Source organism: Streptomyces katrae (assembly GCF_002028425.1).
Taxonomy (GTDB): Bacteria; Actinomycetota; Actinomycetes; order Streptomycetales; family Streptomycetaceae; genus Streptomyces; species Streptomyces katrae_A.
Genome location: NZ_CP020042.1, coordinates 3,512,233 through 3,524,952, shown reverse-complemented (window position 1 = coordinate 3,524,952; position 12,720 = coordinate 3,512,233). Strand labels below are relative to the sequence as shown.

9 protein-coding genes and 1 pseudogene are annotated in these 12,720 nt (G+C 73.0%); 3 read left to right on the top strand and 7 right to left on the bottom strand.

Annotation, left to right across the window (positions count from 1 at the left end; genetic code table 11):
- Positions 1 to 88: 88 nt before the first annotated feature.
- Positions 89 to 498 (top strand): annotated as a pseudogene (locus B4U46_RS15840) (zinc ribbon domain-containing protein); the annotation flags it as partial.
- A gap of 28 nt (positions 499 to 526) precedes the next feature.
- Here B4U46_RS15840 and B4U46_RS15835 read toward each other — a convergent pair.
- Positions 527 to 1,735 (bottom strand): sensor histidine kinase, encoded by a 1,209-nt coding sequence (locus B4U46_RS15835; RefSeq protein ID WP_079428013.1) that lies wholly within the window; start codon positions 1,733 to 1,735, stop codon positions 527 to 529.
- Between the two features lie 107 nt (positions 1,736 to 1,842).
- Here B4U46_RS15835 and B4U46_RS15830 point away from each other — a divergent pair, with 107 nt between their 5' ends.
- Positions 1,843 to 2,856 (top strand): SAM-dependent methyltransferase, encoded by a 1,014-nt coding sequence (locus tag B4U46_RS15830; protein ID WP_079428011.1) that lies wholly within the window; start codon positions 1,843 to 1,845, stop codon positions 2,854 to 2,856.
- Here B4U46_RS15830 and B4U46_RS15825 read toward each other — a convergent pair.
- From B4U46_RS15825 to B4U46_RS15805, 5 genes are all read right to left on the bottom strand, one after another.
- Positions 2,853 to 3,938, bottom strand: a complete 1,086-nt coding sequence (locus B4U46_RS15825; RefSeq protein WP_079428009.1) for an NlpC/P60 family protein — start codon at positions 3,936 to 3,938, stop codon at positions 2,853 to 2,855. The two genes, B4U46_RS15830 and B4U46_RS15825, sit on opposite strands and share 4 nt — an antisense overlap.
- Before the next feature lie 31 nt (positions 3,939 to 3,969).
- Positions 3,970 to 4,452, bottom strand: coding sequence for a poly-gamma-glutamate biosynthesis protein PgsC/CapC (locus tag B4U46_RS15820; protein WP_079428007.1), 483 nt, complete (start codon positions 4,450 to 4,452; stop codon positions 3,970 to 3,972).
- Positions 4,449 to 6,230: a poly-gamma-glutamate synthase PgsB gene (gene pgsB, locus B4U46_RS15815; RefSeq protein WP_079428005.1), complete on the bottom strand. Its 1,782-nt coding sequence runs from the start codon at positions 6,228 to 6,230 to the stop codon at positions 4,449 to 4,451. Before pgsB ends, B4U46_RS15820 begins: the two co-directional genes overlap by 4 nt.
- Positions 6,231 to 6,236: 6 nt before the next feature.
- Positions 6,237 to 8,525, bottom strand: coding sequence for a HAMP domain-containing protein (locus B4U46_RS15810; RefSeq protein ID WP_079431789.1), 2,289 nt, complete (start codon positions 8,523 to 8,525; stop codon positions 6,237 to 6,239).
- A 160-nt stretch (positions 8,526 to 8,685) separates the two neighbouring features.
- Entirely contained in the window at positions 8,686 to 9,960 is a 1,275-nt protein-coding gene (locus tag B4U46_RS15805; protein WP_079428003.1) for a CapA family protein, read from the bottom strand.
- 278 nt (positions 9,961 to 10,238) lie between these two features.
- Here B4U46_RS15805 and B4U46_RS36555 point away from each other — a divergent pair, with 278 nt between their 5' ends.
- Positions 10,239 to 11,045 (top strand): hypothetical protein, encoded by an 807-nt coding sequence (locus tag B4U46_RS36555; RefSeq protein ID WP_159036769.1) that lies wholly within the window; start codon positions 10,239 to 10,241, stop codon positions 11,043 to 11,045.
- A gap of 96 nt (positions 11,046 to 11,141) precedes the next feature.
- On the opposite strand, the gene B4U46_RS15795 is transcribed toward B4U46_RS36555, so the two are convergent.
- Entirely contained in the window at positions 11,142 to 12,692 is a 1,551-nt protein-coding gene (locus tag B4U46_RS15795; protein ID WP_079427999.1) for a M28 family metallopeptidase, read from the bottom strand.
- Positions 12,693 to 12,720 lie beyond the last annotated feature (28 nt).

Below are 12,720 nucleotides of genomic sequence, written 5' to 3'. Positions count from 1 at the left end.
GCTCGGTCACTCGTTCGTGTGCGGTGCGGCGACTATCGGGAGACGGTCGGCACCTGGCCTTACGTTGGCGCTGTGACGGCATCAAGCGAAGTCGGGGACGCCGGGTACGCCCGGTTCACATCTTCCGCACCCCGAGCACGGGAGGAAGGCCGCCGGGGCGCTCGCCCGCTACCAGCGGATGATGTCCCGGCGGAAGCCCGGACGCGGTCAGGCAGCCTCTCCGCTACCAAGCGCGAGCTGATCAACATGGCGCGCAAGCACGGTCGGGCCCTCTACCTGGTGAACCCGGCACATACCACCACGGACTGCGGCCGGTGCGGAGCGAGAGCCAAGCACGCACTGCCGCTGTCGGAACGTACCTACACCTGCACCGAGTGCGGAGCCGTCTCCCCCCGAGACAAGAACTCTGCACGCGTGATGCTCGTCCGGGCTGGTCTCGACCCGGCTGGCGTTGATCGCGGAAGACCTGACGGACCGCCGGTCCGCCGGGCTGCCTGAGCCAGGAATCCCCCGTACGGGGGAGGTTTCAACTTTTCTTGAGCGGGAGCAGCGCGCTGATCCGGAAGCCGCCGCCGGGCCGGGGGCCCGCGTCCAGGGTGCCTCCGACCATACCGACGCGTTCGCGCATGCCGATCAGTCCGTGCCCGGCGCCGTCCGCGCCGCCGTCCTCGTACAACTCGTGTGCGGCGCCCCGGCCGTCGTCCTCGACCAGCAGGCCCAGCCCGTCGTCGAAGTAGACCAGCCGTACGCTCGCCTTCGCGTCCGGGCCGCCGTGCTTGCGCGTGTTCGTCAGCGCCTCCTGCACGATCCGGTACGCGGTCAGCTCCACCCCGCTGGGCAGCTTGCGCGGGGCGCCCTCCACCTCGAAGTCCACCGTCAGCCCGGCCGCCCGGACCTGCTCCACCAGGACCTCGATCTGCTCCACGTCCGGCTGGGGCACGTAGTCCTCGGACTCCTGCGGCTCGCCCGTGCGCAGCACGCCCAGCAGCCGGCGCATCTCCGCGAGGGCCTGCCGGCCCGTCCCGGAGATGGTCTGCAGGGCCTCCTTGGCCTGCTCGGGCGCCACGTCCATGACGTAGGCCGCCCCGTCGGCCTGGACCACCATCACCGACACGTTGTGCGCGACGACGTCGTGCAGCTCGCGGGCGATGCGGGCCCGCTCGGCGGCCACCGCCACCTTCGCCTGCGCCTCGCGCTCCTTCTCCAGCCGCTGGTTGCGCTCCACGAGCTGGGCGTAATAGGCGCGGCGGGTGCGCAGCGAGTCGCCCATGACCCAGGCCAGGGCGAAGGGCACGATCGTGAAGACGACGAACAGCGTCTCCTGCACGGTGCTCGCGTTCTTGTCGACGCCGAGCCGCAGGAAGTAGAGCGGGGGAGCCAGCAGCCCGGAGACCAGGGCGGTGCGCGAGACCCAGCGCGGGATGTCGCCGGAGGCGGCGACCGTGAACAGGATGACCAGCATCGCGAGGTCGCAGAACTGCGTCGGCGATCCGATGGCCAGCTGGTAGAGGCCCGCGCCCACCGTCAGCCAGTACATCTGCCCGGTCCATTTGCGGCGCAGCGCGATGACGGCGGTCAGGGCGGCCACGACGGGCACGGTGGCCAGCCGCAGTGCGGTGCTCGCCCCGTCGCCCAGGTCGGCGACGTTCAGCATCGAGATCCCGAAGAAGAGGACAGCCCAGAAGCTGTCGACGCCCGTCGGGTGTCTGCGGATGAAGTCGTAGAGGCGCTGCACGTAACCCAGAGTAGGGAAAGGGGATAGGTGCTGGAGTCAACCACAGGTGCGATCCCTGTGACGGGGGAGTACTCCCCAAGGTGGAGGGTGACCTTAACCTGGGCGGGATGAACGCTCAGGGTGGTGTCGGGGAACGGGCCGGGGGCCCCGTCGGGGTCGCGCGGCCGGTCCGGTGGCGGGCGGCCATGGAGGCCGCGCTGTACGGGCCGGGGGGCTTCTACGTGCGCCCCGGCGGCGCCGGGCCCGCCGGGCACTTCCGGACCTCCGTGCACGCCTCGCCGCTGTACGCGGGGGCCGTGGCCCGGCTGCTCGTCGCGGTGGACGCGGAGCTCGGGCATCCGGAGCGGCTGGACCTGGTGGACGTGGGCGCCGGACGGGGCGAGCTGCTCGCGGGGGTGCTCGCCGCCCTGCCGGAGGCGACGGCCGCGCGGGTCGTTCCGTACGCCGTCGAGCGCGCGGCCGCCCCCGGGGGGCTGGACCCGCGCATCCGCTGGGTGGACGCGCCGCCCGCGGGGGCGACGGGCCTGCTCTTCGCGAACGAGTGGCTGGACAACGTACCGCTGGAGATCGCCGAGGACGGACGGTACGTCCTGGTCGCCCCCGACGGGACGGAGACCCCGGGCGCCCCGCTGGAGGCCGCCGACCGGGCCTGGCTGGAGCGGTGGTGGCCCGGCGGGGAGCGGGAGGGACGGGCGGAGATCGGCCGGGCCCGCGACGAGGCCTGGGCCGGGGCCGTCGCCACCCTGGAGCGGGGCCTGGCAGTGGCCGTGGACTACGCCCACACCCGCGACGCCCGCCCTCCGTACGGCACCCTCACCGGTTTCCGCGAGGGCCGCGAGGTCGCGCCCGTCCCGGACGGCCGCTGCGACGTCACCGCGCACGTCGCCCTCGACTCCTGCGCCGGCCCGGGCGCCCGTCTGCTCACCCAGCGCGAGGCCCTGACCGCCCTCGGCGTCTCGGGCGGCCGGCCGCCGCTGGCCCTGGCCTCCACCGACCCGGCCGGCTACGTCCGGGCCCTGGCCTCGGCGGGCGAGGCGGCCGAGCTCACCGCGCGCGGGGGTCTCGGCGACTTCGGCTGGCTGCTCCAGCCGGTCGCGATCACCGGCGGGATCCTGGGCTAGAGCCGCTTCACGCTGCGCAGGGTCGTCGCGTAGTAGCCGTTGCCGTCGAGGCGCGAGGTGCCGCCCTTGTCGCCGATGGTGGGGCCGTTGGCCTCCTCCCGGCTGGAGATGAAGATCTGGTGGCCGTCGGTGTCGGTGCCGAGGTAGATGCCCGTGTGGTCCAGGCGGTCCTTGGTCCGGGCGTCGAGCTTGAAGAACAGCAGGTCGCCCGGCTGGATCACGTCGACGGACGCGGGCCGGAACTCCGCCCCCACCCCCTTGAGCGGGATGACGTCCGCGCCCAGCGCGGAGCGGGCGATGCCGTTCGCGGTGCGCGGCAGGCCGGGACCGGGGACGTCGTCGGGCATCAGCGGGTAGCGGGCCCGGTAGCCGAAGACCGTGCGGACGAAGCCCGAGCAGTCCATCGACCGGTAACGGGCGCTCTGCGGCTGCTTCTTCACCCCGTTGCGGAAGGTGTACGGGGCGCCGAGGTAGTCGAAGAAGTCCGACTGCTCCAGCCGCAGGTCGTTGCCCTCGGAGCCGTTGGGGTTGAGCGGGCCGAAGGAGGCGTCGCCCGCGTACGAGACGCCCTGCGCGTCCTTCTTCACCGGGGCCTGGTCGCCGTACTGGAAGGCGATCGCGAAGATGTCGTCCTCCTGGCTCCCGAAGTACTTCTTGAACCACTCCTTGAACCACGGCGCGCTCTCCGCGCCCTGCTTCCACGGCTCGGGCATCAGCCGCACCCAGTTCTCGGTGACGACCCGGGTGGTGGTGTTGGCGGGCTCGGTGAAGGTACGGCTCGGGCCGGTGAGGGTGGCCGTGCGGGCGCCGTCGGTGAAGGTGGCCAGGACCTGACCGGTGGCGTCGCGCAGCACCGACCGGTTCGGGCTCTGCACGCGCTCCCACTTCTGGCCGCCGGCGTCGCCCCCCTTGAGGGCCGCGGTGATGTTCTTGTCCTGCACCATCTGCACGGAGGGCGCCTTGGCCTGCTCCTGCGCGCGCAGCGCGTAGGTGAAGTAGGCGCTGCCGGCCAGCAGCGCGAGCACGGTGACCGTGTGCAGTACCGGGCGGGTGCGGCGGCGGCTCTTCGGCTTGGCGGTCATACGGGGGCTCCGGGGGTGGGGCGGTGCGGGGTCAGGCGGTGGGCATGACGCCGAGCAGGATCCCGGCGGTCAGGACGACGTACGTCATGAGCGTGGCGCTGCCGGTGGCGAGCAGGGTGGCGCCCTTCGGCTGGCGGACCAGCTGGTACGCGATCAGGCCGGGGACGATGAAACCGAGGGTCTGGTTCGCGTAGAGGAGCGGGAACTCCAGCTGGAGCACGATCACCACGGTGGCCTGGAGCAGCACGCCGATCAGGACGACGGCGGCGAACAGGCGCTTGCCGTAGAGGATCACGAACCGCTGCGTGAGGAGGGTCAGCACGTACGTCATGACGGTGATGCCGACGACCAGGGCCGCGCGCTGGAGGTCCTCGACGAGGGTGAGCGCCAGCCACCCCGGGGTGATCATGCCGCCGGGGGAGAGGTTGGTGGTGAGGTAGCAGAGCAGGGAGAACAGCAGGCCCAGCGCGATGCCGATCGCGGCGATCTCGGGGGTGAGGACGGCGGGGATCAACGGGGCTCTCCTGGGGTGTACGGGTGCGGCTGCGGCTGCGGTGCCTGCTGCGGCCAGGCCGGTACGGGGGTGGCGGCGGCGATCCCGTACGGGTCGGCGGGCCGCTGCGGCGGCCCGCCACCGCCGTACGGCTCCCCGGGGCGGGGGCCGGAGGGCGGCTGAGACTGCTGCGGGTACGGGTGGGCTGCCTGCGGGCGGGGCTGCGGCGGCTGCCCGTACGCGTACGGGTCCTGCGCGGGCCGCTGCCCGTAGACCTGCTGCCCGTACGGGGCCTGTGCGTGAGGGGCCTGCCCGTACGCGGTCTGCGCGTGAGGGGCCTGCCCGTACGGGGCCTGTGCGTGAGGGGCCTGCCCGTACGCGGTCTGCGCGTGCGGGCCTTGGCCGTGCGGGCCCTGGGCGTGCGGGCCCTGGGCGTGCGGGCCCTGGGCGTGCGGGACCTGGCCGTACGCCGCGCCCGCATACGGCTGTTCCCCGCCCGGGAACCCCGCGTACGGGTCCGGGCCGTGCGGGTCGTCCGCGTACGGGTCGAAGGGCCGGCCGAAGACCGGGGCCGGGGGCTCCTCCCCGGCCGGCGCCGACGCGGGGGCGTCCTCCGCCTCGTCCGGCGGCAGCTCCGCGAGGTGCTCCAGCAGCACCTCGCCCTGGCCGTGGATGTTGCCGATGGCCACGAGCGAGGAGCTCTCGCCGAGGTGGCCGAGCAGCTCGTGCATGAACTCCTCGCCGTCGCGCTGCTCGCCGCCGAGGTCCACCGCGCGGTCGCGCCACTCGGCCGGGATCGCGTCGATGGCGCTCTTCGCCGGGTGCCCGATCACGAACACCCGGTCCGGCCGCAGATCGGGAACGATCGCGCCCATCTGCCCGTTGCGCTCGACCCGGTCGGGCCGACAGTTGATCACCACGTTCAGGGGGCGGTCCACCGCGCCCAGGTCCAGCAGCTGGTTGATGTTCATCAGCGTGGACTCGGGGTCGTTCGCCGCGAAGACGTTCGCGAACCGCAGCCGCTTGCCGCCCGGGGCCAGGTACCGCTCCACCGACAGCACGCCCGGGTCCGGCGGGGCCTCGTACATGCCCTTCAGGGCCGTGGCCCGGTCCACGCCCAGGAGCTCGGCGACGGTGAGCGCGATCGCCACGTTCTCCTTGAACGTGAACCAGCTGAACCCGCGCAGCTCCTCGTCCGAGACCGTCTCCGGGTCCGCGTAGACGAGCTCGCAGTCCCGTGCGTCCGCCTCCTCCTGGAGCACGTCGAAGCGCTCCTTTTCGGCGGTCACGCAGATCCCCCCGTACGGCATCGACCGCGACAGCGAGCGCGCGATGTCGTCCAGGGTCGGGCCCATCTCGGCGACGTGGTCCTCGCGGACGTTGCACAGGACGCCGATGGTCGACTGGATCAGCTTGGACTGGTTGATCTCCTGGAGCGCCGGCATGACCGCCATGCACTCCATGACCAGCGCGTCCGGCCGGTAGGCGGCCGCGCGCCGCACGATGCCGATCTGCTCGACCACGTTCGCGATGCCGAACTTGCGGTAGACCGGCTCCTCGGTGGCGTCCGGGTGGATGAACCGGGCCGCGGTGCCGGTGGTCTTGGCGACCGTCGTCAGACCGCCGCCGCGCAGCGCGCCCGCGCACAGCCGGGTGATGGAGCTCTTGCCGCGGATGCCGTTGACCAGCACCCGGTTCGGTATCCGGTCCAGGTTGGCGAAGTGCCGACGCTGCTCCACGATGCCCGCGACCAGCATGATCAGGCAGCTGACGAGCAGCACGCAGTAGAGGAAGAGCACGGGGGATCAGTTCCTTCCGGCCGTGGTGGCGGAGGGGGCTCCCGCTCCCCCGGTGTCGGTCGTCGTCCGCTGCGGCCCGCGCCGCCGGCCGCCCTGCTGGAGCTGCTGGCGGATGATCTCCAGGCTGCGGGTCACGGCGCCGACCTCGTCGTGGTGGCGCGGGTAGAGGACGGTGCGGCGGTCGCCGTCGGCGAGGGCCTCGGCGCGGCGGGCGAGCTCGCGCAGCGGGGCGACCACGATGATCTGGAGCCAGCCCAGGCAGGCCGCGCCGACCGCGAAGCCGAGGAGCCCGGCGAGGACGGTGCGGTTCTGGAGGCTGTACTCGCGGATGGCCAGGCCCTTGGCGGGCTGCCAGCTGACCACGGTCCACTTCAGGTCCCCGGCCGCCCCGCCGCCCGAGAAGGGCGCGGCCGCCGCGATGACGTGGTCGCCGCCGCTGCGGTAGAGGACGCCGCCGGGCCGGGGGGCCATGCCGACCTTGAGGGAGGAGCCCTGCACGAGGGCGTCGAGGCGTTCGTCGCCGAGGTCCTGGAAGGCGCGGTAGCCGTTGTTGGAGCCGATGACCCGGTGCCTGGAGTCCACGACCCGGATCTCGCCGAGACCCGGCCGCTTGAGGAGGGCGTTGAGGAAGTCGATGCGGAACTCGCCGACGACGGCCGTGCCGGCCCGGCCGGGGATCTCGGCCGTGGCGATGATGACGGGCTCCTTGGCGCCGTCGTAGAGGGCGACGGGCTCCTTGCGGGGGCCCTTGCCGAAGGGCGCCCGGGGGTGGCCGCCCGCCTGGGCGAGGGCCTTGCCGGAGTCGTCGAGCACGTACAGGGAGGCGTAGCGGGCGTGCTCCCGCACCGTGTGTTCCAGGACGTCGGACATGCGGTCGGGCCCGGCGTCGGCGCCCATCAGCGCGGCCACGGACAGCAGGTCGGCCTGGCCCTCGTTGAGGGCGCGCCGGACCCGGTCGTTGAGGGTGTCGGTGCGCTCGCGCTGGTCGTTGACCAGCTGCTGCGGTACGACGACGGAGTCCCCGGCCCGGTTGACGAGCAGCCCCAGCGGCAGGCACCAGGCGAGGAGCAGCACCGCGCAGACCGCGACGAGCGTACGGGCGCCCGTACGCCGCTTGTCCCTGCCGCGGGCGCCGGGCGCGGCGGGGGCGCTGCCGCCGTCGCGGTCGCGGTCGCGGAGCTGGCCGCGCAGCCGGTCCAGCGCGAGGGCGATCCGCGCGGCCTCGCCGCCGCGGGGGATGGCCACGGGGCGGGTGAGGTCGCCGCGGGTCAGCCGGCGGCTCTCCAGGAACAGGGTGATCAGTGGCCGCTGCACGGTGGCGACCAGCAGGGCGATGACGAGCGCGCCGACCAGGAGCAGGGCGCCGGCGAGGACCAGTCCGGCGAAGGCGTCGGTGGCGCGGGAGGGGTTCTGGGCGATGTCGATCATCGCGACGACGGTCAGTTCCAGGCTGGTGGCGCTGGTGCCGACACCCGCTTCCGGTCCGGAGAGGCGGGCGTACCCGGCGGCGGCGCGCTCGCCGCTCGTCTCGCCGCCCATCAGGCTGCCGCTGACGCCGGGGAAGCCGCCGGAGCCGGGCTCCTTGACGGTCAGCGGGTTCGCCGCGGCCTTCTTGGCGGCGGTCCTGGCGAAGGAGGCCAGCTGCTTCGTGTCCCGTTTGACGTCGGCGCGCCGGTTGTCGCTGAGGAGCATCTCGGGCTCGGGTATGCCGTCGGTGCTCAGGACGGTGCCGTCGGCCCCGACGACGGCGATGCTGCGGAGGTTGCCGAGGCTGATGCCGGGGAAGCGCAGGCTGCTGGAGGCGACCAGCAGTTGCTGGGGCTGGTCCTTCCAGGTCAGGAGGGAGAGGGTGAGCAGGCGGGTCTCGCCGTTGGCGAGGGTGACCATGCGGGGGGCCAGGCCGCCCTCGCCGGAGAGCTTGGTGCGGTCGACGGCCGTCAGCGGGAGGTTCTCGCCGCGCGCGGCGAGCAGCCGGCCCGAGCCGATCTCGACGACGGCGGTGCCGCGCCACTTCTGGTAGACGCTGCCGATCCGGTCGAGCACGGCGTCGGGGGCGACGGGCTTGCCGGCGGAGAAGAGGGCCGCGGCCCGGTTCAGGTCGGTGACGCTCTCGTCCAGGGAGGCGCGCAGCGCGATCGCGCCGTCCTCGGCGAAGTGCTGCTGGGAGGTGAGCACGGCCTGGGGCAGCCGGTCCTCGCGGACACTGCCGAGGCTCATCGCGGTGAACCCCGCCAGGGCGAGCAGCAGGACCGACAGGACGGTGATCGGGGGCCTGATGCCGCCGAGCAGGGACATGTCGGCCCTGCGGCGGGCCTTGCGCCGTCGCTTGGCAGGCGAAGCGGCCACAGCGGGGGTCCTTCCTGGTGGGGGAGGTCTTGGGCCCGGGGCGGGTGGGGGTCTCCGGCGGGCTCAGGTCGTACGGGCTTGCGGGCTTACGGGCGGGTGCCGTGCGGGGTCAGTCGGGCAGCTCCCGAAGCGGGCGCAGTCCGTCCTTGGCGGCGCCGCGGTTGAGCAGCGTGCCCCGGGTGCGTTCGAAGGCCAGGCGGTAGCGGGCGCGCTGCTCGGGCAGCAGCTCCTTCCCGTCGGGGGTGGTACCGGAGGCGAGGGCGGCGGCGACGTCGACCAGCCGGTGGTCGCGGACGGGGGCGGTCCCGGCTCCGGGCAGGGCGGTGCCGGGGGCGCTCTCGGGGTCCGGCGGGATGTCGGTGTAGGTCGGCACGTAGCGGGCCCGCACCTCCCACTTGCCGCTCTTCTCGGTGAAGTCGAACCAGCCGATGGCGCCCTCTTCGGTGAGGCCGCTGGGCACGTCGTGGCGGGCGAGCTGGTTGCCGAGCCCGTACGCGACCCAGGTGCCGTCGATCTTCTCCATCGGCTGGACGACGTGGGCGTGGTGGCCGATGACCAGGTCGACCCCGGTCTCCCTGGCGATCTGGCGGGCCAGTTCCAGCTGGGGGCCGCTGGGGTCGGGCTGGTGCTCGCGGCCCCAGTGGACGGAGAGGATCACCACCTCGGCGCCGGCCGCGCGGGCCCGCTTCTCGGCCGCGGCCACGGCCTTGACGCTGACCAGGTTGGCCAGCCAGGGCTTGTCCTGGGGGACCTGGCGGCCGTTGAAGCCGGAGGCGAAGGAGATCTGGGCGACCTTGACGCCCTTGACGTCCAGGATGTTCGGCTTGTCCGCCTCCTGCTGGCTGCGGGCGGAGCCGGTGTGCCGGAGGCCCTCGCGGTCCAGGGTGTCGAGGGTGCGGTACACGCCTTCGGGGCCGTGGTCGAGGGTGTGGTTGGAGGCCGTGGAGCAGGTGTCGTAGCCGATGCTCTTGACCGTCTTCGCGATCTGGGGCGGGACGAGGAAATCGGGATAGGTCTGGAAGGGGCCGTTCGGCTCGCCCAGGACCGGCTCCATGTGGCAGATGCCGAGGTCGGCCTTGCTGATGACCGGCTTGACCCCCGCCATGATCCGGTCGAAGTCGTACCCCGTGCGCCCGGCCGCCCGCGCGTCCCGGGCCGCCTGGTCGGTGAGCTGGGGGTGGATGAGGATGTCGCCGGCCGCGGCGACCGAGAAGGACCGGCCGCCGCCCTTGACGCCGTCGCCGCCGTCGCCGCCGTCACCGCCTGCACCGCCGCCGGTGGCACTGCCGAGGAGGCCGCATCCCGCGAGGGCGAGGCTCAGCGACGCGCACAGGAGCGCGGTGAGGGCCCTGGGAGAGACCAGTCGGGTGGGGCGGGGGTTCATTCGGTTATTTTCAGCCAGTGATGACGGTGAAATTGACGAAAAACATAACGATCCCGGTGATCATTTGCCTAATGATCATGATGATCGTCGGTTATGCCGCTTTTCGCCCGACCAATTCGGCTAAAAAGGCGGAGGCATCCGTTCCGGCGCCTGTGGCGCAGGCCACCGATCTGCTCGACCGGGTGACCCGATTCACCTCCGAATTCGGGGTGCGGGGCGGTTATCGCACCCCCACCGAGGCGGAGAGGTCCGCCGTGCTTGCGGGTATTTCATCCCTTTTGGACGGGGATGTCGAAAAGGGACGGACCCGCCTCGCCGGGGTGGACTACCGCCTCGACACCTTCACCGACGGCCCGGGCGGCCGCCGCTACGCGGAGGTCGCGGACGCCGCTGCCCGCTCCGGCTCCGCCAACCGGGGCTGGGGCCGGGTCTACGTCGACCTCGGTGCCCCGGTGCGCTGGTCGGTACAGGTCCCGCACCCGATCGCCGACCAGGACACCGAACGGCTCGGGGTCGCCGTACTGCGCGGGACCCCGGGCGGGGTCATGGTCCTGGCGGGCGCCCACCGCAAAGCGGCCGGCGGCCCGGGCGGGGGCGACGGTGAGGGGGAGGAGGGCGACGGGGCCGGGGACGCGAACGCGGCCGGGGCCGGAGCGGGGAGCGGCGGTGGAGGCGGCGGTGGCACCGGGGAGGCCGACATGGCGCACCGCACCGACTCGGTCTTCCACGCCGTCATCGCCGAGCTGACCCGGCGGGGCCTGCCCGGCATCCAGCTGCACGGCTTCGCCGACTCCACCGTCCCCGGCGCCGGAGCCGTCGTCTCCACCGGGGCGGGCGACGCGGCGGCCGCCGACGCCGCACGGCTCGCCGACGAGCTGGCCTCCCGGGGCGTCCGCCCCTGCCGGGCATGGAGCACCGGCTGCCGGATGTCGGGCCGCGGCAACGCCCAGGGCCGGCTGGCCGCCGAGCTCGCAACGCGCTTCCTCCACCTGGAACTCGCCCGCTCCGTCCGGGCGGACCCCGGCCGGCGCGACGAGGTGGCACGCGCGATCGCGTACGTCACGGCGGGGTGGGCGGGGGCGTAGCCCCGCGGGGCGGGGTGCGGCGAAGGGGCCGGACACCCCCGCGGGATGCCGGCCCCTCCGTGCTGCCGCTCGCTCTGCCTACGACGCCTGTTCCGCCTACTCGGCGGCCTCGTGGTCGTGGCCCGGGCGCAGACCGCCGCCGTTGCCCGAGCCGGTGGTCGGCTTCGAGACGACCGGCTGCGACAGCGGCGCCAGGTCGTAGGCGTAGTGGCCCACCGCGTTCGCGATCACGTCGACGTTGATGTCGAGGGCCTTCTGGTCGATGTTGCCGATGTCGTCGCCCTTGCCGTGGTAGTTGACGTCGTAGGCGACACCCGCCTGACCGCCGAACTTCGCGGCCTGCGCCGGGGTCTTGATGCCCTCGGCGCCGGTGTCCGTGCCACCGGACGGGATGCCCGCCTCGATGAACGGGCCGTAGTCCGAGCGGCCGGTGAAGTCACTGCCCTCGTGCGGGATCTTCTGCGCGTCGAGGAAGTCGGTGATCTGCTTCTCCAGCTGCGCCGAACCCTCCGGGCCCGGGCCCGAACCGACCTTGTCGGAGTCGTCGCCGTCGTAGACGAAGTAGGCGGCGTTGGGCGAGGCGATCATGTCGAAGTTCAGGTAGAGCTTGATCTGCTTCTTCTGCTCCGGGGTCAGCGAGGCCACGTACGCCTCCGAGCCGAGCAGGCCGAACTCCTCCGCCGACCACCAGGCGAACTTGACCTTGTTCTTGATCTTCTTCTGCTCGCTCGCGAGGCGCTGCGCGACCTGGAGGATGCCGGCCGAGCCGGAGCCGTTGTCGTTGATGCCGGGACCCGCGGCGACCGAGTCCAGGTGGGCGCCGAGGAAGACCGTGTTGTCCGCGTCGCCGCCCTTCGTCTCCGCGATGACGTTCCAGGTCTTGCGGTTCTCGCGGAACTGGCGGACGTCGAGGGTCACCTCCACCGGCCCGGCGGCGGCCTCGGCGGCCAGCTTCTCGCCGTCGGCCTGGCTGATGCCGCCGGTGGGGACCTTGCCCGCGTTCGGGTCGCCGAGGGTGCCGTTCAGGGCGCCCGCGGTGTTGTTGTAGATGACCGCGCCGACCGCGCCGGCCGCCGCCGCGTTCGCCTGCTTCACGGCGAAGGTGCAGCCGCCGCGCTTGACCAGGGCGATCTTGCCGGTGAACGCGCCGGGGGCGAAGTCGGCGGCATCGCAGCCGTTGGAGCCGTCCGCGTCGACCGGTACGACCGCGACCGGGGCGGTGACCCCGCCCTCCGGGCCGCTCGCGGTGTACGTCATCAGCTTGAGCGGGACGTCGCGCCCGTTCGCGCCGTTGACCTTCAGGGTCTCCGCGATCGTCTCGACGTACACGAAGTCGAACTCGTGCCGCGAGACCTCGTACCCGGCGGCCTTCAGCACGCCCTCGACGTACTTGGCGGACTGCTCGTGCCCCTTCGACCCGGCGACGCGGGTGCCGTTGTTGTAGTCGGCGATCGACTGGAAGACCTTCAGGTGGTTGTTGGCGCCCTTGCCGGTCGCCTCCTTGACCAGTTTCCTGGCCAGGGCGTCGCCCCGGGCGGCGTCGCTCTGCGGGCTCGACGCGCCGGCCGGGCCGGCGAGGAGCAGCGGGGAGACGAGGGCCGCGGCCGCCAGGGCGGCGGTTGCTGCGGCTATACGGCGAGAAGGCATGAAAGTCCTTTCACGGCACGGGAGCGAC